The 20,267-nt window shown below is 67.0% G+C and carries 18 protein-coding genes; 9 read left to right on the forward strand and 9 right to left on the reverse strand.

What is annotated here, in order from left to right; translation table 11 throughout:
• Window positions 1-52 precede the first annotated feature (52 nt).
• Window positions 53-1,012 carry a LysR substrate-binding domain-containing protein gene (locus GT347_RS11265; protein ID WP_160552041.1) on the forward strand — a complete coding sequence of 320 codons (960 nt, stop codon included), beginning with the start codon at window positions 53-55 and terminating at the stop codon, window positions 1,010-1,012.
• Window positions 1,012-2,193 (forward strand): acetylornithine deacetylase, encoded by a 1,182-nt coding sequence (gene argE, locus GT347_RS11270; protein ID WP_195812410.1) that lies wholly within the window; start codon window positions 1,012-1,014, stop codon window positions 2,191-2,193. Before GT347_RS11265 ends, argE begins: the two co-directional genes overlap by 1 nt.
• A 9-nt stretch (window positions 2,194-2,202) precedes the next feature.
• On the opposite strand, the gene GT347_RS11275 is transcribed toward argE, so the two are convergent.
• On the reverse strand, window positions 2,203-3,453 hold the full coding sequence (locus tag GT347_RS11275; protein WP_160552043.1) for a flavin-containing monooxygenase: 1,251 nt from the start codon (window positions 3,451-3,453) through the stop codon (window positions 2,203-2,205).
• A 193-nt stretch (window positions 3,454-3,646) separates the two neighbouring features.
• On the opposite strand from GT347_RS11275, the gene GT347_RS11280 reads away from it, so the two are divergent.
• The 5 genes from GT347_RS11280 to GT347_RS11300 are packed head-to-tail and all read left to right on the forward strand — an operon-like array spanning window position 3,647 to window position 7,853.
• Window positions 3,647-4,780 carry an ABC transporter ATP-binding protein gene (locus GT347_RS11280; RefSeq protein WP_160552044.1) on the forward strand — a complete coding sequence of 378 codons (1,134 nt, stop codon included), beginning with the start codon at window positions 3,647-3,649 and terminating at the stop codon, window positions 4,778-4,780.
• Window positions 4,781-4,787: 7 nt separating this feature from the next.
• Window positions 4,788-5,795, forward strand: a complete 1,008-nt coding sequence (locus GT347_RS11285; protein ID WP_229722836.1) for an NAD(P)H-quinone oxidoreductase — start codon at window positions 4,788-4,790, stop codon at window positions 5,793-5,795.
• Window positions 5,796-5,799: 4 nt separating this feature from the next.
• On the forward strand, window positions 5,800-6,414 hold the full coding sequence (locus tag GT347_RS11290) for a glutathione S-transferase (RefSeq protein ID WP_160552045.1): 615 nt from the start codon (window positions 5,800-5,802) through the stop codon (window positions 6,412-6,414).
• A 10-nt stretch (window positions 6,415-6,424) separates the two neighbouring features.
• Window positions 6,425-6,901 (forward strand): type II 3-dehydroquinate dehydratase, encoded by a 477-nt coding sequence (locus GT347_RS11295; protein WP_160552046.1) that lies wholly within the window; start codon window positions 6,425-6,427, stop codon window positions 6,899-6,901.
• A 4-nt stretch (window positions 6,902-6,905) separates the two neighbouring features.
• On the forward strand, window positions 6,906-7,853 hold the full coding sequence (locus GT347_RS11300; protein ID WP_160552047.1) for a 2-hydroxyacid dehydrogenase: 948 nt from the start codon (window positions 6,906-6,908) through the stop codon (window positions 7,851-7,853).
• Window positions 7,854-7,862: 9 nt separating this feature from the next.
• Here GT347_RS11300 and GT347_RS11305 read toward each other — a convergent pair whose 3' ends face one another.
• From GT347_RS11305 to urtA, 8 genes are all read right to left on the reverse strand, one after another.
• On the reverse strand, window positions 7,863-8,891 hold the full coding sequence (locus GT347_RS11305) for an aliphatic amidase (protein ID WP_160552048.1): 1,029 nt from the start codon (window positions 8,889-8,891) through the stop codon (window positions 7,863-7,865).
• A 345-nt stretch (window positions 8,892-9,236) separates the two neighbouring features.
• Window positions 9,237-9,599: an FmdB family zinc ribbon protein gene (locus GT347_RS11310; protein ID WP_160552049.1), complete on the reverse strand. Its 363-nt coding sequence runs from the start codon at window positions 9,597-9,599 to the stop codon at window positions 9,237-9,239.
• A gap of 2 nt (window positions 9,600-9,601) precedes the next feature.
• Complete coding sequence (gene fmdA, locus GT347_RS11315) at window positions 9,602-10,831, reverse strand: formamidase (protein ID WP_160552050.1); 1,230 nt, start codon at window positions 10,829-10,831, stop codon at window positions 9,602-9,604.
• A 17-nt stretch (window positions 10,832-10,848) separates the two neighbouring features.
• Complete coding sequence (gene urtE / locus GT347_RS11320) at window positions 10,849-11,538, reverse strand: urea ABC transporter ATP-binding subunit UrtE (protein ID WP_160555310.1); 690 nt, start codon at window positions 11,536-11,538, stop codon at window positions 10,849-10,851.
• A gap of 14 nt (window positions 11,539-11,552) precedes the next feature.
• Window positions 11,553-12,296, reverse strand: a complete 744-nt coding sequence (urtD, locus tag GT347_RS11325; RefSeq protein WP_160552051.1) for an urea ABC transporter ATP-binding protein UrtD — start codon at window positions 12,294-12,296, stop codon at window positions 11,553-11,555.
• Complete coding sequence (gene urtC, locus GT347_RS11330; protein WP_160552052.1) at window positions 12,293-13,480, reverse strand: urea ABC transporter permease subunit UrtC; 1,188 nt, start codon at window positions 13,478-13,480, stop codon at window positions 12,293-12,295. The genes urtD and urtC overlap by 4 nt, the downstream gene beginning before the upstream one ends.
• Window positions 13,477-14,391, reverse strand: coding sequence for an urea ABC transporter permease subunit UrtB (urtB, locus tag GT347_RS11335; RefSeq protein WP_160552053.1), 915 nt, complete (start codon window positions 14,389-14,391; stop codon window positions 13,477-13,479). Before urtB ends, urtC begins: the two co-directional genes overlap by 4 nt.
• Before the next feature lie 61 nt (window positions 14,392-14,452).
• Complete coding sequence (gene urtA / locus GT347_RS11340) at window positions 14,453-15,706, reverse strand: urea ABC transporter substrate-binding protein (protein ID WP_160552054.1); 1,254 nt, start codon at window positions 15,704-15,706, stop codon at window positions 14,453-14,455.
• 172 nt (window positions 15,707-15,878) lie between these two features.
• Between urtA and GT347_RS11345 the strand changes: the two genes are divergently transcribed.
• Window positions 15,879-19,331 (forward strand): hybrid sensor histidine kinase/response regulator, encoded by a 3,453-nt coding sequence (locus GT347_RS11345; RefSeq protein WP_160552055.1) that lies wholly within the window; start codon window positions 15,879-15,881, stop codon window positions 19,329-19,331.
• Entirely contained in the window at window positions 19,328-20,251 is a 924-nt protein-coding gene (locus tag GT347_RS11350; RefSeq protein WP_160552056.1) for a response regulator transcription factor, read from the forward strand. Before GT347_RS11345 ends, GT347_RS11350 begins: the two co-directional genes overlap by 4 nt.
• Window positions 20,252-20,267: the final 16 nt, after the last annotated feature.

Consider the following 20,267-nt stretch of genomic DNA (forward strand, 5'->3'; position numbering starts at 1 on the left):
GGCCGGCCCTTCCCCCCCGGCGCTGAGCCACGGCGCGCATCCACACACCGACATGCTCAACCGCGTCTCCCTGCGCCAGATGGAGTATTTCGTCGCCACGGCCAAGCACGGCAGCATTGCCGCGGCCTCGGCGCAGATCCACATCTCCTCGCCCTCGATCTCCGCGGCCATCGCCCATATCGAGACCGAGCTGAACGTGCAGCTCTTCGTGCGCCACCCCTCCAAGGGCCTGGGGCTGACGGCCATCGGCACGCTGGTGCTGCGCCAGTGCGAGGATGTGCTGGACCGGTCTTCCCGCCTCTACGAGATCGCCTCCGACTCGGGCGACGTGATGCAGGGCGCGCTGCGGGTGGGCAGCTTCCAGTCGCTCACCGCCATGATCGCGCCGGAGGTCATCTTCGGTTTCTCGCGCGCCTTCGAGAAGGTGCAGGTGCAGATGGTGGAAGGCGACCAGGAGGTGCTGATGAACAAGCTGCACGCGCTGGAGATCGACCTGGCCATCACCTACGACCTGCACCTGGGCGACGACATCCAGTTCGAGGCCCTGGCCACCCTGCCGCCCTATGTGCTGGTGAGCGAGCTGCATCCGCTGGCGCAGCAGGCCGCCGTCACATTCGAGGAGCTGGCGCCCCAGCCCTATGTGCTGCTGGACCTGCCGATGAGCCGCGAGTACTTCACCTCGCTCTTCGCCATGGCGGGTGTCACGCCCAACATCGTGGCGCGATCGCGCTCCGAAGAGGTGGTGCGTTCCATGGTGGCCAACGGCATCGGTTATGCGCTGTTCAATGTGCGGCCCAAGTCCAACCAGTCGCTGGACGGCAAACGCATGGTGCGGGTGCGCCTGGCCGGCAAGAACCGGCCGATGCTGCTGGGGCTGGCTTCGTACAAGCCGATGAAGCAGTCCAAATTGGCGCGGGTGTTCATGGAGCGCTGCCGGGCCTATATCTCCGACCAGTACATCCCCGGCATGAGCGCGGCGAGTTTCTTCGACCCCCATATTTCCGCACCGTGATGAATACAGCCACTTCCGCCAGCGTCGAACTGCTGGAGACCCTGATCGCCTTTCCCTCGGTATCGCTTAAGCCCAATATCGGGCTGATCGAGAAGGTGCAGCAAGTGCTGGCCGATGCCGGCATCGCCTCCACCCTGGCGCCGGATCCGCAGGACGCGAGCCGCACCAATCTCTTCGCCTCGGTGGGGCCGGAGGGCGTTCCCGGTGTGCTGCTGTCGGGCCATACCGATGTGGTGCCGGTGGAGGGCCAGCCCTGGACCTCGCCGCCCTTCGAGGCCACGCACCGCGACGGGCGCATCTACGGGCGCGGCGCTTCGGACATGAAGGGTTTCGTGGCCTGCGCCGTCACCGCCATGGTGGCGGCTGCGAAAAGGCCGCTGGCCCGGCCGCTGCAGCTGGCCCTGTCCTTCGACGAGGAGATCGGCTGCGTGGGCGTGCGCCACCTGCTGCGCCGGCTCGAAGGCAGCCTGCCGGCGCCCTATCTCTGCATCGTCGGCGAGCCCACGCTGATGCGCATCGGCACCGGCCACAAGGGCAAGGCCGCCTACCGCGCGCTGTGCTGCGGGCAGGCGGGGCATTCGGGGCTGGCGCCGCGTTTCGTCAACGCCATCCACATGGCGGGCGACCTGGTGGCCTCGCTGCGGGATGTGCAGCAGGAGCTGGCCGAGACCGGCCCGCGCGAGGAGGGCTACGGCGTGCCCTACTCCACCGTGCATGTGGGCACCATTCACGGCGGGCGGGCGCTGAACATCGTGCCCAGCGAATGCGAGCTGAATTTCGAGATCCGCAATGTGTCCGAAGACCAGCCCGAGCTGATCCTCGAACGCATCCTGCAGCGGCTCACCGAGCGGGTGGCGCGCGATGCGGTGCACGCCGATGCGCCGCTGCCGGAGATCGCGCTGGTCAACAGCTATCCCAGCCTGAACACGCCCGAGGACTCGGCCGCCGTCGGCCTGCTGAGTTCGCTGCTGCCGCCCGGCACGCCCTGCACCAAGGTCGACTACGGCAGCGAGGGCGGCCTCTTCAAGCGCAGCTGGAACCAGACACCGGTGCTGGTCTGCGGCCCGGGCAGCATCGAGGTGGCGCACAAGGCCGATGAGTACGTGGAGCTGTCGCAGCTCGAAGCCTGCGACCGCATGCTGGCCGGGCTGCTCGATTTCCTCTGCCGGCCCGGCGCCTGAACCCGCGGCTCAGGACTTCTCGTAAGTGCGGTAGCCCTCCTGGGTCACGATGTGGTCGGCGATGTACTTCGCGTCGTGCCACACGCCGTAGATGAAGGACGAGGCCCGGTTCACCAGGTTGGGCAAGCCCAGGAAGTAGATGCCGCTCTCGGCCGAGATGCCGCGTTTGTGGAAGGGCTCGCCCTTCTCGTCGAAGGCATCGACCTGCAGCCAGCGGTAGTCGAAAGTGAAGCCGGTGGCCCAGAGGATGGAGCTGATGCCGGCCGCCTTCAGGTCCAGGCTCTCGATGGGATGGGTGAGGCAGTCCGGGTCGGGCAGCAGCTTCCAGGCTTCGGGCTCGGGAGGGAAGTCCAGGCCGTGTTCCTCGATGTAGGCATCGGCGTCGCGCAGCACGTCGAAGTAGGCGCGGTCGCCCTCACCCACGTTCTCGGCCAGGCCCGGCTCGAAGTGGATGACGCCGTTGTCGAAGGATTTGGTGAGGCCGACCAGGTGGATGCCCTGGTGCGCCAGGCGGCGGAAATCCACCGTCTTGCCGCCCTCGTAGCCGCTGACGGCAAATGCCACATGCTTCTTCTTGGGCTTGATCTTGACCTCGTCCCACAGGCCGAGCGCGCCCAGCCACCAGCAGTAGTCGCGGCCGCGGTAGGAGCGCGGCGGGCGGTAATGCTCGCCCACCGACAGGTAGACCGTCTTGCCGGACTTCTGCAGCTCCTCGGCGATCTGCGAGCCGGAGGCGCCGGCGCCCACCACCAGCACCGCGCCTTCGGGCAGCTGTCCCGGGTTCTTGTAGGCGACCGAATGCAGCTGCCGGATGCCGTCGCTGGCCGGCACGATCTTCGGATAGTTGGGTGTCTGGAAGGGGCCGGTGGCGGCCACCACGTTGGCGGCCTCGATCACGCCTTCGGAAGTAGTCACCTTGAAGCCGCTGCGGCCGCGGTGGCGCTCCACCTTCAGCACTTCCACACCGGTGCGCACCGGCGCCTTGAGCATGGCGGCGTAGTCCTCGAAGTACTGGGCCATGCGTTCCTTGGGCGGGAAGGTCTCGGGCGAGACGTCGCCGAACTTCAGGCCCGGGAAACGGTCGTGCCAGGCCGGGCCGTTGGCCACCAGCGAATCCCAGCGTTCGGAGCGCCAGCGTTCGGCGATGCGGCTGCGCTCCAGCACGATGTGCGGCACCCCCATCTGCGACAGGTGCTCGCTCATCGCGATGCCGGCCTGGCCGGCACCGACGACGAGGGTGTTGATGGTTTCCACTGACATGTAGGCTTCCTCTGGATATCGCCGCGATCGGTCTTCGATGGCGGCGAGTCTGAAGAAGCCCGCCCTGTTTTGGAACCACGTTTTTCGGACTCAGGGCTTAGGAAAAAGCAAAGCGGGGCATTTCGTTTTTTCCGAGGGGCCGCATCAATATCGGCAAAGGCCTGTGGCCGGCCGCTTGGCTTATCGTCGGCGCATGAATGCCGTACCCACCACGCCCGCAGTGCAGCCGCAGGGCGATATCGCCGTCAGCCTCGAAGGCGTGGTCAAGAAGTACCACGAGCAGACGGTGCTGCACGAGGTATCGCTGAAGATCCGGCGCGGCGAGTTCCTCACGCTGCTGGGCCCCTCGGGCTGCGGCAAGACCACGCTGCTCAACCTGATCGCCGGCTTCGCCGAGGCCGACAACGGCGAGATCTTCATCGAGGGTCAGCCGGTCACCAGCGAGCCGCCGCACAAGCGGCAGATCGGCATCGTGTTCCAGAACTACGCGCTGTTCCCGCACATGACGGTGGAGCGCAACATCGGCTATGGCCTGCGCATGCGCGGCATGCCGAAGGACGAGGTGGCGCAGCGGGTGAAGGAGGCCATGGCCATGGTCAAGCTCGACGGGCTGGGCCACCGCAAGCCGCGTGAACTCTCCGGCGGCCAGCAGCAGCGGGTGGCGCTGGCGCGGGCCCTCGTCATCCAGCCCAAGGTGCTGTTGCTGGACGAGCCTTTCTCGGCCCTGGACAAGAGCCTGCGCGGTGCCATGCAGGTGGAGATCCGCGAGATCCAGCGCCGCCTGGGCCTGACCACCGTCTTTGTCACCCACGACCAGGGCGAGGCCCTGGCCATGTCCGACCGCATCGCGGTGATGTCGGCCGGCGTGATCCGCCAGATCGCGCCGCCGGCCGAGCTGTATCAGAACCCGCAGGACCCCTTCGTGGCCTCCTTCCTGGGCGATGTGAACATCCTGCCGGCCCACTACCACGGCCAGACGGCCACCGACTTCCAGCTGCGCCTGGGCTCGGGGCTGATCAGCCTGCCGCATGCGCGGCTGGTGGATGCCTCGCATGAAGGCGAGCGGCTCGATGTGTATGTGCGGCCCGAACACATCCGGCTGGAGAGCCTGCATGCCGGCTCGGTGCTGAGCGGCACCGTGGTCAACCATGTGTTCCAGGGCGACCACATCAATACCTTCGTCGATGTGGATGTGCCGCGCACCGCACGCCAGATCGTCACCGTGCGCAGCGCAGGCCTGGGCGCCATGCAGCAATGGCCCGTCGGCTCGGTGGCCGGGCTGGCCCTGCCCGACGAAGGCATCAGCGTTTTCAGCCCCAGGAAATAAGAGACCCATGATCAACACGACCCGACTGCCCGACACCATGCAGGCCATCGTCGCCCGCGAACCCGGCGACGCCAGCGTGCTGGTGCTGGCCGAACGGCCCATGCCGGTGCCCGGTGCCGGTGAGGTGCTCTTGAAGGTGCTGGCCGCCGGCATCAACCGGCCGGACATCATGCAGCGGCAAGGGATCGCCAGGCCGGCGCCCGGCATCACCGATGTGCTGGGGCTGGAGGTGTGCGGCGAAGTCGTGGCCTGCGGGCCGGGCGCCGATCCGAAACTGCTCGGCCAGCGCTTGATGAGCCTGGTGCCGGGCGGCGGTTACGCGCCCTGGTGCACGGCCTCGGTGGAGCATTCCTTCGTGGTGCCGCAGAACCTGTCGGATGTGGAAGCCGCCGCGCTGCCCGAGGGCCTGTTCACCGTGTGGCACAACCTGTTCGAGCTGGGGCGGCTGTCCATGGGCGAGACGGTGCTGGTGCACGGCGCGGCCGGCGGCATCGGCACGCTGGCGGTGCAGATGGCGCATGCGGCGGGCTGCACCGTCATCGTCACCGACAACGACGAGGCCCGCTTCGCCGAGCTGAAAGCGCTGGGCGCCGACCTGGCGATCCACTGGCCCAGCACCGATTTCACCCAGGCCTGCCTGGACTTCACCGGCGGGCGCGGCGTGGACGTGGTGCTGGACATCGTCGGCGGCGAGTATGTGAGGCGCAACCTGCAGGCCATGGCCTTCGGCGGGCGGCATGTGAGCCTGTCCTTCATGCAGGGCTCGGCGGTGAATGTGGAGCTGCTCACGCTGATGCAGAAGCAGCTGAGCCTGCACTCCTCCACCATGCGGCCGCAGAGCCCGTACGAGAAGGCGCGCATGGCCAAGGCCATCGCCCACCATGTGCTGCCCCTGCTGAAGAGCGGTCGCATCCGGCCCCGCATCCACGCCAGCTTCCCCGTGGCCGAGGCCTCGGCCGCCCATGTCGCGCTGGAAAGCGGCAAGGTCTTCGGCAAACTCGTGCTGCTGCCCTGACGCCATGCAACTGCTCCACGCCACCACTTCCCCCTTCGTGCGCAAGGTGATGGTCTGCGCCCATCTCACCGGCCAGGCCGCACGCATCGAATGGCTGGCCAGCGCCGCCCATCCGGTGAACCGCGATCCGCGCATCGCCGCCCACAACCCGCTGGCCAAGGTGCCCACGCTGATCCTGGACGATGGCAGCTCGCTCTACGACAGCCGGGTGATCTGCGAGTACCTCGACAGCCTGGCCGGCGGCACGCTCTTCCCCTCCGCCGGCCCCGCGCGCTGGACCGCCCTCACCCGCCAGGCCCTGGGCGACGGCCTGCTCGATGCCGCCCTGCTGGCCCGCTACGAACACACGGCGCGGCCGGCCGAGCTGCAATGGCCGACCTGGCGCGAGGCGCTGCTGACCAAGGTCTCGGCCTGCCTGGTGGAGATCGAAGCGGTCGCCGAGGAACTCTCCCTCGACCGGCCCACCATCGGCGAGGTCACCATCGGCTGCGGCCTGGGCTACCTGGATTTCCGTTTCCCCGAGATCGACTGGCGTGCCGCCTGCCCCCGGGCGGCGCGCTGGAACGAGGCCTTCCAGTCCCTGCCCGCCCTGCAGGCCACCCGCCCCTACGACGCCTGAGATACCCAAGATGAGCGACACCCCCACCACGCCCCCCATCACCGTCTGGTTCCTCAACGGCCCCAATGCCAACCTCTATGGCCTGGATGCCAACAAGAGCTACGGCACCGACAGCTTCCCGGTGCTGCAGTCGCGCTGCGAGGCGCGGGCGGCTTCGCTGGGCGTGTCGTTGCGTTTCCTGCAGTCCAACCACGAAGGCCAGCTGATCGACTGGATCCAGGAGGCGCGCGGCGTGGCCGACGGCATCTGCATCAACGCGGCCGGGCTCACCTACACCTCGATCGCCATCCTGGATGCGCTGATGTCCTTCCCCGGCAAGATCATCGAGACCCACATGAGCATGATCTGGAAACGCGAGCCCTTCCGCCACCACTCCTACATCTCCAAGGTGGCCGACGGCATCGTCGCCGGGCTGGGCGGCGACGGCTACGAGCTGGCCATCCAGGCCGTGGCGCAGCTGGTGCGCAAGAGCCAACAGAGCGCCTGAAGCGATGAGCACGACACCCCTGGGCACCCTGGCCTTCTACAGCGAGTTCGACGATTTCCAGACCTGGAAACGCGCCCTGCAGGCGCAGCTCCCCCACCTGCAGGTGGTGCATTCCAGCGCCATCGAGCGGCCCGAAGACATCCACTACGCCATGGCCTGGAAGCCGCCGCAGGGCTTCTTCAGCAGGATGCCGAACCTGCGCCTGATCGTGAACCTGGGCGCCGGCGTCGATTCGCTGGTGGCGCGCGAGGACCTGCCCGCGGGCATCCCGATCACCCGCATCACCGATCCGCAGATGTCCCGCATGATGGCCGGCTACGTGCTCTTCGCCGTGCTGCGCCATGCACGCGACATCCCCTTCTTCGAACAGGCCCAGCGCCTGGGCGAATGGGCCTACCGCCATCCGCGTTCGCCCGACGAGATCACCGTGGCCGTGCTCGGCCTGGGCCAGCTCGGCGCCAAGGCCGCGCACGAGATCCAGCGCCAGGGCTACCGCACCCTGGGCTGGTCGCGCAGCCAGGCCGCCATCGAAGGCGTGGAATGCTTCGCCGGCCTGGAGACCCTGGACAGCGTGCTCGCCCAGGCCGACATCGTGGTGCTGATGCTGCCGCTGACGCCGCAGACCCGGCACCTCTTCGACCGCCAGCGCCTGGAGAAGCTGCGCCCCGGCGCCGCCTTCGTCAACGTGGCCCGCGGCGCCCTGGTGGACCAGACGGCACTGACCGATCTGCTGCGCAGCGGCCAGATCGGCGCCGCCACGCTCGACGTCTTCGAGCGCGAGCCCCTGCCCGCCGCCGACCCGCTGTGGAGCATGCCCAACGTACTGATCACGCCGCACCTGGCCTCGGTGGCCATCCCGTCTTCCTCGGCCCGGCAGATCGCCGAGAACATCGAACGGGTGGGGCGCGGCGAGGCGCCGAACCACGTGATCGATCCGGCGCGGGGTTATTGAGGCAGCCGCTCAGCAGCCCTGGTGGGGAATGCCGGGAATCGGGCATTCCTCGGTGCCCACGGTCGGCCGGGTGATGGCCTCCACCGCCTCGCGCGCGCCCTGGGGATCGGCGATCCATTTGCCGTAGAACTCGAACGGACAGTCCGCCACGCCCTGGTCGCCATCGCCGGAGTTGATGAGCCCGGTATAGCCCCGGTGCAGCAGCTTGAAGAGGTGGTTCTCCGACTGCCCGTTCTTGCGGAAGTCGCGGATCAGCGACTTGCTCAGCGCCGCGTATTGCACGCCCATCTCCTCTTCCCCGCATTCGCCGAGCGTGCGCCCGTCGAAGCCGATCAGCGCCGAGTGCCCGAAGTAGGAATACACCCCATCGAAGCCCGTCGCGTTGGCCACCGCCACATAGCTGTTGTTGGCGAAGGCCATGGCCTTGGACATGAGGATCTGCTGTTCCTTGGCCGGGTACATATACCCCTGGCAGCGCACGATGAGTTCCGCCCCCTTCATGGCGCAGTCGCGCCAGATCTCCGGATAGTTCCCGTCGTCGCAGATGATGAGGCTCACCTTGAGCCCCTTGGGCCCGTCGCACACATAGGTGCGGTCCCCCGGATACCAGCCCTCGATGGGTGTCCAGGGCATGATCTTGCGGTACTTCTGCACGATCTCCCCCTGGTCGTTCATGAGGATGAGCGTGTTGTAAGGCGCCTTGCGCGGATGCTCCTCATGGCGTTCGCCCGTGAGAGAAAACACCCCCCACACCTTGGCGGACCGACAGGCCTCCGCAAAGATCTCCGTCTCCTCACCAGGAACGGTGGCCGCCGTGTCGTACATCTCCTGGCTGTCATACATGATCCCGTGCGTGCTGTACTCCGGAAAGATCACCAGATCCATCCCCGGCAGTCCGACCTTCATGCCCTTGACCATGGAAGCGATGGCCCGCGCATTGGCCAGCACCTCAGCCTTGGAATGCAGCCGCGGCATCTTGTAGTTGACGACAGCGACACCGACGGTGTCCCTGCTGCTAGAAATATCCCCATGAATCATGACCACCTCCAAAAGAGAACATGAACATCAACCCAGGGCCGAGCGCAGCGAAGGCCCGTAGCGCTGCGAAGCAGCCGCTGTCCCCGCTCCCGCTCCCGGGTCCCGTGAGCCCGAGAGCGAGGAACGGAGCAAAGGCGGATCAGGGCCACGACCTGTTTGAGCGAAGCGAGTTGTCGTGGACCCCGCCTTTGCGAGTACCGCAGCGGTGCCCGAAGGGCCTCGGGTGTCGGGTCGCCTTTCTTTGCTTACTTTCTTTGGCGAAGCAAAGAAAGTGAGCGCGGTCTGGGGCGCGCAGCCCCAGCCCCGCCCTCCGCCAGGAGACCCAGCGCCAGCAAAGCAAAACAGTCAGTGACTGATCATCCAGGGCCGCTTGGAAGGAAACCCCTTGGCCCCATTAGCCGCAGTAACAGTAGCCCCCCGCTTCCCAGCAGAAGTACTGCAACACCCACAGCCGCTGGGATGCCGCATCCGCCCATAGCTCCCCTGATCCCCATCCCGCGAAGACCGAGGCGCATGCCGCGAACGCTCGTTGGTATCAAACGCCTTGCGCTGCTCCGCACTGACACAAGCCAGCCGAGGCGCACTCGCAAACACCCGCTGAGAAGCCCGCGCACAGGCAGGACAAGCCGCAGGCTCATTGCGCTCCGACAGTCGCCGAATCACATCGAACCCCCCGCAGTCCGAACAGTCGTACTCATAGGTAGGCATGGCTACTTGTCCTGCGAGATAGGCATGTCGATGCTCCCATCGAGCATCTTCACAGGCCCCGCCGCAGTGGGATTGATGTCGAAGTCGAAGATCTCCGTAGGCAGCCACAGCGTCGCACAGGCATTGGGCACATCCACCACCCCACTGATGTGCCCCTGCACCGGCGCAGTCCCCAGGATCGAATAGGCCTGCGCGCCGCTGTAGCCGAACTTCTTCAGGTACTCGATCGCGTTCAGGCAGGCCTGCCGATAGGCCACGGTCACATCGAGATAGTGCTGCTTGCCAGCCTCATCCACCGAGATCCCCTCGAAGATCAGATAGTCCTTGTAGTTAGGCACGATGGGACTGGGCTTGAAGATCGGATTCTTGATCCCGTACTTGGCCATGCCACCCTTGATCAGCGACACCTTCATGTGCACCCAACCGGCCATCTCGATGGCGCCGCAGAAGGTGATCTCCCCGTCGCCCTGGCTGAAGTGCAGATCGCCCACCGACAGGCCAGCGCCCTCGACGTACACAGGGAAGTACACCTTGGACCCGCGCGACAAATCCTTGATATCGCAGTTGCCCCCATGCTCACGCGGCGGCACAGTGCGGGCACCCTCGGCAGCAGCCTTGGCCGCAGCCTCGCCCGTCAGCATGCCCATATGCGCAGTCGGCGCATTGGGCGGATTCGCCAGGCCAGGTACGCGATCCGGATCGGTGGCAATCAGCTCAGCCTCCCGGGCGTTCCAGGCATCCAGCATCTTCTGATCCGGCAGACACCCGATCAGCCCCGGATGGATCAGCCCCGCGAAGTTCACCCCGGGGATATGCCGGCTATTGGTGAACATCCCGTGAAAGTCCCAGATCGACTTCTGCGCCAGCGGATAGTGCTCGGTGAGAAACCCCCCGCCGTTCTTCTTCGAGAAGAAGCCATTGAAACCCCAAAGGCTGTCATCCCGCGCCCCGATGTCGAGCAGATCGACCACCAGCAGGTCGCCAGGCTGCGCCCCCTTCACCCCGACGGGGCCAGACAGAAAGTGCACCGTCGAAAGATCCACATCCCGCACGTCATCCGCACTGTCGTCGTTCTTGATCGCACCACCAGTCCAGTCATAAGTCTCCAGCTTGAACTCATCCCCCGGATTCACCCAGACGGCCATGGGAATATCCGGATGCCACCGGTTGTGCACCTTCTTGTTCTCATAGGGAGACTGCTGGAGATCGACTTTGATCAGGGTATCGGCCACGGAAACACTCCTTTGGTTCAGACAGAGAGATAGGACTTGATGCGCTGCTGGTCGGTTTCGGCACGCGAGGTCTCGTGCACCAGCCGCCCGCCCTCGATCACGAAGAGCCGGTCGGCCACGTCCATGGCGAAGGACAGCACCTGCTCGCTGACCACGATGGTCAGCTTGCGCATGCGGCGGATCTCGTTGAGCGCCTTGGCGATGTCCTTGATGATCGAAGGCTGGATGCCTTCGGTGGGCTCGTCGAGCAGCAGCACCTTGGGATCGGTCACCAGCGCGCGGGCGATGGCCAGCTGCTGCTGCTGCCCGCCGGAGAGGTTGCCGCCCTTGCGCCGGCGCATGTCCCACAGCACCGGGAACAGCGCGAAGATCTCCTCGGGAATCTTCTTGACCTTGGCGTTCTCCAGCCCGGTCTGGATGTTCTCCTCCACCGTCAGCGTGGGGAAGATCATGCGGCCCTGCGGCACATAGGCGATGCCCTTGGCGACCCGGCGGAAGCTCTCGTCCTTGCTCACTTCCTGTCCGCCCACGGTGATGCTGCCGCTCTTGCAGGGCAGCACGCCCATCAGGCTCTTGAACAGCGTGGTCTTGCCCATGCCGTTGCGGCCCATGATGGCCACCGTCTCGTTCTCGCGGCCCTCGAAGGAGATGCCGTGCAGGGCTTCGCTCTGGCCGTAGGCCACGTGGAGGTCCCTGACCTGGAGGATGTCGGCGCTCATGTTCAGTGTCCCAGGTAGACGTCGATGACCTTGGGGTCGGCCTGCACCTGCTCCATCGGCCCTTCGGCCAGGATCTTTCCCTGGTGCATCACGGTGACCTTGTGGGCGATGCGTTTGACGAACTCCATGTCGTGTTCGATCACGATCACCGCGCGGTTCCTGCAGATGCGCTTGAGCAGCTCGGCGGTGAGTTCACGTTCGCGCGCGCTCATGCCGGCGATGGGTTCGTCCAGCATCAGCAGCTCGGGCTCCTGCATCAGCAGCATGCCGATCTCCAGCCACTGCTTCTGGCCGTGGGAGAGCAGGCCGGCCTCGGTGTCCAGCTTGGCCAGCAGGCCGATGTCCTCGGCCACCAGGCGCACCTTCTCGCGGACGGCCTCGGTGCACTGGAAGGCCAGCGCGCCGAAGACCGAGCGGCCGGCGGGATAGGACACCTCCAGGTTCTGGAACACCGACAGGTTCTCGTAGATCGACGGCGTCTGGAACTTGCGGCCTATGCCCAGGCGCACCCGCTTGTGCTCGGCCATGCGGGTCAGTTCGGTGTTCTTGAACTTGATGCTGCCGGCGCTGGCCTTGGTCTTGCCGCAGATCAGGTCGAGCAGCGTGGTCTTGCCGGCGCCGTTGGGGCCGATGATCACGCGCAGCTCGTTCTTGTCGATGTAGAGCGTGAGGGTGTCGATGGCCTTGAAGCCGTCGAAGGACACGGTCAGGTCCTCCACCGCCAGGGCGAAGTCGGTATTGCTCATGGCTGGGTTCCCTGCAGGTTGGACGGAAGGCTGGCGGGTTCGGGCGCGGGTGCCGGCGGCACGGCATGGGGCGCGGGGGCCTTGGGCGCGGCCTGCCGGAGTGCCGCGCGGCGGCCGCGCCACCAGGGCTTGACGTGTTCTTCCCAGACGCCGGCCAGGCCCATCGGGAAGGCCATGGTCACGCCGATGAAGAGCGCGGCCATCAGGAACAGCCACAGGTCCGGGAAGCTCTCCGAGAAGTAGGTCTTGCCGGCGTTCACCAGCAGCGTGCCGTACACCGCGCCGACCAGGCTCATGCGTCCGCCGACGGCCGCGTAGATCACCATCTCGATCGAAGGCACGATGCCCACGAAGCTCGGCGACATGAAGCCCACCTGCAGCGTGAACAGCGCGCCGCCGATGCCCGACAGGGCGGCGGCCAGGCAGAAGGTGAAGACCTTGAAGTTGGACACGTCGTAGCCGGAGAACCGCACCCGGTCCTCCTTGTCGCGCATGGCCAGCAGCAGGGTGCCGAGCTTGCTGGTCTGGATGAAGCGGCACAGCAGCATGGCGGCCACCAGCAGCGCCACGCAGGCGTAGTAGAGGATGTACTTGGCCGAGTCGGTGCGGGTGTCCCAGCCCAGCACGGTCTTCAGGTCGGTCATCCCGTTGACGCCGCCGGTATAGCCCTGCTGGCCGATGATGAGCACCGTCACGATCAGCGCCACCGCCTGCGTGATGATGGCGAAATACACCCCGCCCACCCGCCGCTTGAACATGGCGAAACTCACGATCCAGGCCAGCAGCGTGGGCAGCAGGATCACCGCCGCCAGCGAGAAGGGCAGGCTCTTGAAGGGCACCCAGAAGGCCGGCAGCGCGGTGATCTGGTTCCAGTCCATGAAGTCCGGAATGCCGGGGGTGGACTGGATCTTGGTGGTGATCGGGTCCGAGGCTTCGAGCTTCAGGAACATGGCCATGGCATAGCCGCCCAGGCCGAAGAACACACCCTGCCCCAGGCTCAGCACGCCGCCATAGCCCCAGACCATCACCAGGCCGATGGCCACGAAGGCATAACTCAGGTACTTGCCCACCAGGTTGAGCCGGAAGATGTCCAGCGACAGCGGCAGCACCACCGCCAGCAGCACGGTCAGCAGCACCATGCTGGCGAGCTGGTAGCGCACGATCCAGGATTTGATTCGGTTCATCGACGCACCTTGCTAGCGAAGAGGCCTTGCGGGCGGACCATGAGGATCAGCACGATCAGCGACAGCGTGATCACCTTGGCCATGGAGCCGGCCAGGAAGAACTCGGTGATCGACTGCGTCTGCGCGATGCCGAAGGCCGACACCACCGTGCCCAGCAGGCTGGCCGCGCCGCCGAAGGTGACGACCAGGAAGCTGTCCACGATGTAGAGCGATCCCGACGTCGGCCCGGTCGAGCCGATGGTGGTGAAGGCGGCGCCCGCGATGCCGGCGATGCCGCAGCCGATGGCGAATGTCAGCCGGTCGGTGCGCTGGGTGTCGATGCCGATGGCGTTGGCCATCACCCGGTTGCTCACCGTGGCGCGCACCCGCAGGCCCCAGCGGCTGCGGTGCAGGGCGAACAGCACGCCGCCGGTGACGACCGCGGTGAGGCCCAGCACGAACATGCCGTTGATCGGGATGTCCAGGCCCTCGGCCGGCGCCCAGGAGCCCAGCAGCCATTCGGGCAGCGTGGGGCTGACCTCCTTGGGGCCGATGAAGGAGCGGAAGCACTGCTGCAGCGCCAGGCTCACGCCCCAGGTGGCCAGCAGGGTGTCGAGCGGGCGTTTGTAGAGGTGGCGGATCAGGCCCCATTCCACCAGCCAGCCGCCGATGAAACCGAAGCCGAAGGCGGCCGCGATGGCCACCGGGAAGTAGTAGGGCAGCAGCGCCGGCGCATGGTTGCCGACCAGCGTGGAGCCGAGATAGATGGTGTAGGCGCCTATGGTCATGAACTCGCCATGCGCCATGTTGATCACGCCCATCTGGCCGAAGATGATGGCCAGGCCCAGGCCCATCAGCAGCAGCACCGCGAACAGGCTCAGGCCCGCGAAGCCCTGCATCAGGCCGATGTTCAGCATTTCCGAAAGGCTCATCGGATTCCCCGGCAAGTCGAATCAAGGAAGGCACGGCCCACGGGGTGGGCCGTGGGGAGACTTACTGGTAGCCCTTGGGGAACGGGTCCGGCTTGATCAGGTCGGGCGATTCCGATACGACCTTGAAGGTGGCGTCGGCCTGGCCCTGCGCGATGCGCGACTTGCTCCACAGGTGGTGGTTGGCGTCGAGCTTCACATAGCCCTCGGGCGCGGTCTTCAGTTCGATGCCGGGCGAGGCGGCGACCACCTTGTCCACGTCGAAGCTCTTGGCCTTTTCCACCGCGGCCTTCCACAGCCAGGGGCCGAGGTAGCCCGCCTGGGTCACGTCGCCGATCACCGAGTTGGGGCCGTACTTGGCCTTGAAGGCTTCGACGAACTTCTTGTTGTTGTCGTTGTCCAGGCTCTGGAAGTACTTCATGGACGAGTAGAAGCCCTTGAAGTTCTCGCCGCCCACGCCGGTCATCTCGTCCTCGGTGACGGCCAGCGTCACCAGCAGCTGCTTGTCGCCGGTGATGCCGGCGGCCTTGAGCGCCTTGTAGAAGGCCACGTTGGAGCCGCCGACCACGGCCACGAACAGGCAGTCGGGCTTCTGCACCTTGATCTTGTTCATCAGGGAGCCGAAGTTGGTGCTGCCCAGCGGGTAGTACTCCTCGCCGACGACCTTGCCCTTCTGGAAGTTCTCGATGTGCTTGCGGGCGATCTTCATCGAGGTGCGCGGCCAGATGTAGTCCGAGCCGATGAGGAAGAAGCTCTTGGCGTTCTTCTCCTTCTTGGCCCAGTCCAGGCTGTAGAGGATCTGCTGGGTGGCTTCCTGGCCGGTGTAGATCACGTTCTTGGACTGCTCCAGGCCTTCGTAGAAGGTGGGGTAGTACAAGAGGCCGTTTTCCTTCTCGAAGACCGGCAGCACCGCCTTGCGCGAGGCGCTGGTCCAGCAGCCGAAGACGGCGGCGCAGTGGTCGCTGATGAGCAGCTTCTTGGCCTTCTCGGCGAAGGTGGGCCAGTCGGAGGCGCCGTCTTCCTTGATGACCTTGATCTTGCGGCCGAGCACGCCGCCCATGGCGTTGATCTGGTCGATGGCGAGCTGCTCGGCCTGGATGGAGCCGGTCTCGGAGATGGCCATGGTGCCGGTGGCCGAGTGCAGCTGGCCCACGGTGACTTCGGTGTCGGTGACCGCCAGCTTGGTGGTGTTGACCGCCGAGGTGGCCTGGGCGTGCGAGAAGCTGGGCAGGCCGGCCACGGAGGCGGCGCCCAACGCCTGGAGCAGGCGGCGGCGGCTGGATTCGGGGGCGTCGGAGGCGTCGAAACGGGAAGTCATGGAGGGTTTTCCTGCTGCGGTCGGGGGGACGAATCGGCGTGTGGCGCCGGGCTGCCGCGAAGGTTAGGGAAAGCCCTGGAGATGACCCATACGTTGTTTGACGTAGGTGGCGTACGCACGGTTGCGTAGGACATTTGCCGGGTTCCCACGTTTCTTGCATGCGCTTTTGGACATGGCATCCACCGACCGCGCCAACGCCCATGCGCCCGCCGCCCGGGGCACGCAGACCATCTTCCGGTTCCGCCGCGACTACAACTCCTGGGTCGCCGACGAGACCATGGAGGACTACGCCCTGCGCTACACACCCAAGCGCTTCCGGCGCTGGAGCGAGTTCCGGGTGGCCAACACCGCCTTCGGCTCGCTGTCCTTCCTGGCGCTGGAGGCCATCGGCGGCACCATCGCGCTGAACTACGGATTCGCCAACGCGATGTGGGCGATCCTGTGCGTGGGCATCGTGATCTTTTTGACCGGCCTGCCGATCGCCTACTACGCGGCGCGCTACGGGCTGGACATGGACCTGCTGACCCGCGGCGCCGGCTTCGGCTACCTGGGCTCGACCATCACCTCGCTGATCTACGCGGTGTTCACCTTCATCTTCTTCGCGCTGGAGGCGGCCATCATGGCGCTGGCCCTGCGCATGGTGGTGGACTGGCCGCTGGTCTGGTGCTATGTGGCCTGCTCGGTGGTGGTGCTGCCGATCGCGATACGGGGCATCACCTTCATCTCGCGCATGCAGGCGTGGACGCAGCCGGTGTGGCTGTTCCTGCTGTTCCTGCCCTTCGTGTGGATCTTCCTGAACCAGCCGCAGCTCTACCGCGACGTGGCGGGGCTGTCGGGGCTGCGCAGCGGCAGCGCGGGTTTCGACGCGCTCATGTTCGGTGCGGCCACGGCGGTGATCTTCTCGCTGGTGGTGCAGATCGGCGAGCAGGTGGACTTCCTGCGCTTTTTGCCCGAGCGCACCCGGGACAACCACTGGCGCTGGTGGGCGGCGCTGATCGTGGCCGGGCCGGGCTGGGTCTTCATGGGCATGCTGAAGATGGCGGCCGGGGCCTTCCTGGCCTTCGCGGCGCTGCAGTTCCAGGTGGATCCGCACCGGGCGGCCGAGCCCACGCAGATGTTCCTGGCGGGCTTCACCCAGGCGGTGGGCCTGCCGGGGGTGGCGCTGGCGCTGACCGTGGTCTTCGTGCTGGTCTCGCAGGTGAAGATCAATGTGACCAATGCCTATGCGGGGTCGCTGGCCTGGTCGAACTTCTTCGCGCGCATCACCCGCAGCCATCCGGGGCGGGTGGTGTGGCTGGTGTTCAACGTGGGCATCGCCACGCTGCTGATGACACTCGATGTGTTCGGCGCGCTGGAGAAGGTGCTGGCCTTCTACAGCAATGTGGCCATCGCCTGGGTGGGGGCGCTGGTGGCGGACCTCGTCATCAACAAGCCGCTGGGGCTGTCGCCGCCGCATATCGAGTTCCGGCGGGCGCATCTGTACGACTTCAACCCGGTGGGGCTGGGCGCGATGGTGCTGGCGGCCATCGTGGCCTGCTGCGCCCATGTGGGCTGGCTGGGCGGGACGGCGGCTGCCTTCTCGCCCTTCATCGCACTCGGCCTGTCGATGGCGCTGGCGCCGCTGCTGGCCTGGGCCACGAAGGGGTGCTACTACCTGGCGCGCGATCCGGCCACCGGATGGCAGCCGGGCGAGCTGGTGCGCTGCGCCGTCTGCGAGAAGCAGTTCGAATCCGAGGACATGGCGCGCTGCCCGGCCTATGCCGCGGCCATCTGCTCCCTGTGCTGCTCGCTGGAATCGCGCTGCCACGACCGCTGCAAGACCAACGCCCGCGCCTCCGACCAGATCCGCCTGGCGATGGCCTGGCTGCTGCCCAAGCGCTGGGGGCTGCGGGTGAATTTCCGGCTGGGGCAGTACCTGGTGATCCTGCTGTCGCTGACGGCGGTGATGGCCTTCCTGGTGGGCGTGGTCTATGTGCAGGAGAGCCTGGAGACCCCCGCCCAGTTCCTGCGCTGGCCCTTCCTCAAGGTGTTCTCGCTGATGGCGCTGATGGCCGCCGTCTGCGCCTGGTGGGTGGTGCTGTCGAGCGACAGCCGGCGCATGGCGCAGGACGAGTCCGAGCGCCAGACCCAGCTGCTGCTGCAGGAGATCGACGCCCACCGCCGCACCGACGCCGCCCTGCAGTCGGCCAAGGACCTGGCCGAATCGGCCAACCAGGCCAAGACGCGCTACGTGGCCGGCATGACACACGAGCTGCGTTCGCCGCTCAACAGCATCCTGGGTTATTCGCAGATCCTGCTGAAGAACCCGCAGGTGGACGGCTGGCTGCGCGAGACGCTGGCCACCATGCAGCACAGCGGCCAGCACATGCATGCGCTGATCGACGGCTCGCTGGAACTGGCGCGCATCGAGGCCGGCCGGCTGCGGCTGGACCCGGTGCCGGTGCCGCTGGCCGAACTGCTGGACAACGTGGAGCGCATGATGCGGCCGCAGGCCGAAGCCAAGGCCCTGCGCTTCTCGGTGCTGGTGGAAGGGCCGGCGCCGGCCTGGATCAGAGCGGATGCCAAGCGGCTGCGGCAGATCCTGATCAACCTGCTGGCCAATGCGGTGCGTTTCACCGACCAGGGCGCGGTGACGCTGCGGCTGGACTTCCACCACCATGTGGCGCGCATCGAGGTGATAGACACCGGCATCGGCATCGCACCGCAAGACCAGGAGCGCATCTTCCTGCCCTTCGAGCGCGGCAGCGCCGGCCGCCGCGCCAGCGAGGCGGGCACCGGCCTCGGCCTGACCATCACCCACCTGCTGACCGAGCTGATGGGCGGCCAGCTCACGCTGCAGAGCGAGCCCGGCCAGGGCAGCACCTTCACCGTGCGGCTGTACCTGCCGGGCGTGGCCATCGACGGGCCGGGGCAGCGCCCGCCTTCGGCCGTGCTGCGGCCGGTGGTGGGCTACCTCGCGCCGCGCCGCACCCTGCTGGTGGTGGACGACCAGCCCCTGCAGCGCCAGCTGCTGGCCGGCCTGCTGGTGCCGCTGGGCTTCGTGGTGCGCGAGGCGGCCAGCGGCAGCGAATGCCTGGAGATCGTGCGCCACGAGCCGCCCGACCTGGTACTGCTCGACATCACCATGGACGACCTCGACGGCTGGCAGACCGCCGCCCGCCTGCGCCAGATCCTGCCGGCCGAACGGCTGCCCATCGTCTTCGTGTCGGCCAATCTCTTCGATGCGCAGTCGGACCAGCTGGCGCGGCTGCAGTGCCAGGGCTTCGTTGGCAAGCCGGTGATCGAATCGGAACTGCTGTCGGCGCTGGAGCGGGCACTGGCGCTGGAATGGGTGCGCGAGCCGATGCCGCAGGAACTGGCGCCGCAGCCGCCCGCGCCGTCCGGCGCCCTGCTGTCGGCCCTGCCCGAGGAGCTGCGCGAGAACCTCGCCCGCCTGGCCCGCCTGGGCCAGGCCGCCGAACTGCGCGAGAGCCTGCGCCAGGCGCAGGCCCGGTGGCCGCGGCATGCCCAGGCCCTGCGCCTGCTGCAGGACTGCGCCGACCGCTTCGATTTCGAGACCCTGGCCCGGCTGCTGCGCGAGGCCGAAGACACCGACAACGAGACGGAAACCGAGACCGACCCATGAACGCGATCGACCAGCCCCATGCAGCGCCCGCCCCCCTGCCCGCCGCCGATGCGCGCCGGGTGATCCTGGTGGTGGACGACGCCCTGGACACCCTGCGCATGGTGAGCGACGCCCTGGCCGGCGCCGGCTATGCCGTGCTGGTGGCGCGCGATGCCGAGGAGGCCCTGCAGCGTTTCGAGATCACCGTGCCCGACGGCGTGCTGCTGGATGCGGTGATGCCGGGCATCGACGGCTTCGCCCTGTGCCGCCGGCTCAAGGCCATGCCGGCCTGGTCGCATGTGCCGGTGCTGTTCATGACCGGGCTGTCGGAGACCGAGCAGATCCTGCAGGGCTTCGCCAGCGGCGGGGTGGACTATGTCGTCAAGCCCCTGCGCATACCCGAGGTGCTGGCGCGCCTGGCCACCCATGTGCGCAACGCCCAGGCCGCGCGGCTGGCGCGCGAGGCGGTGGACGTGGCGGGCATGGGCACGGTGGTGCTGGATGCGCTGGGGCGGGTGGCCTGGCAATCGCCGCAGGCCGCGCGCTGGCTGGACGAGGCTTTCGCCGGCCCGGCGGTCGAAGCGCGGGGCGGCTGGCTGCAATCGGTGCGGGTGGGCGAGGAGGCTTGCACCGCGCTGGGCGCCGGGCGGCGGCTGGCGGCGCGCCACATGGGCGAGAGCGGTTTCTCCGAGGCCATGCTGCTGCTGCGCAGCGAACGCATGGATGCGGTCTCGCCGCCGCGCCAGCCGGACGTGCCGCTGACGCCGCGCGAGACCGAGGTGCTGTCCTGGCTGGCCAAGGGCAAGACCAATCGCGACATCGCCGACATCCTGGGCATGAGCCCGCGCACGGTGAACAAGCACCTGGAGCACATCTTCGAGAAGCTGGGGGTGGAGACGCGGTCCGCGGCCACCGCCATGGCTGGGCGATGGCTGGCCTAGGCGCTGCGGCACCCGG

It is taken from the genome of Xylophilus rhododendri (assembly GCF_009906855.1).
Lineage (GTDB): Bacteria > Pseudomonadota > Gammaproteobacteria > Burkholderiales > Burkholderiaceae_C > Xylophilus > Xylophilus rhododendri.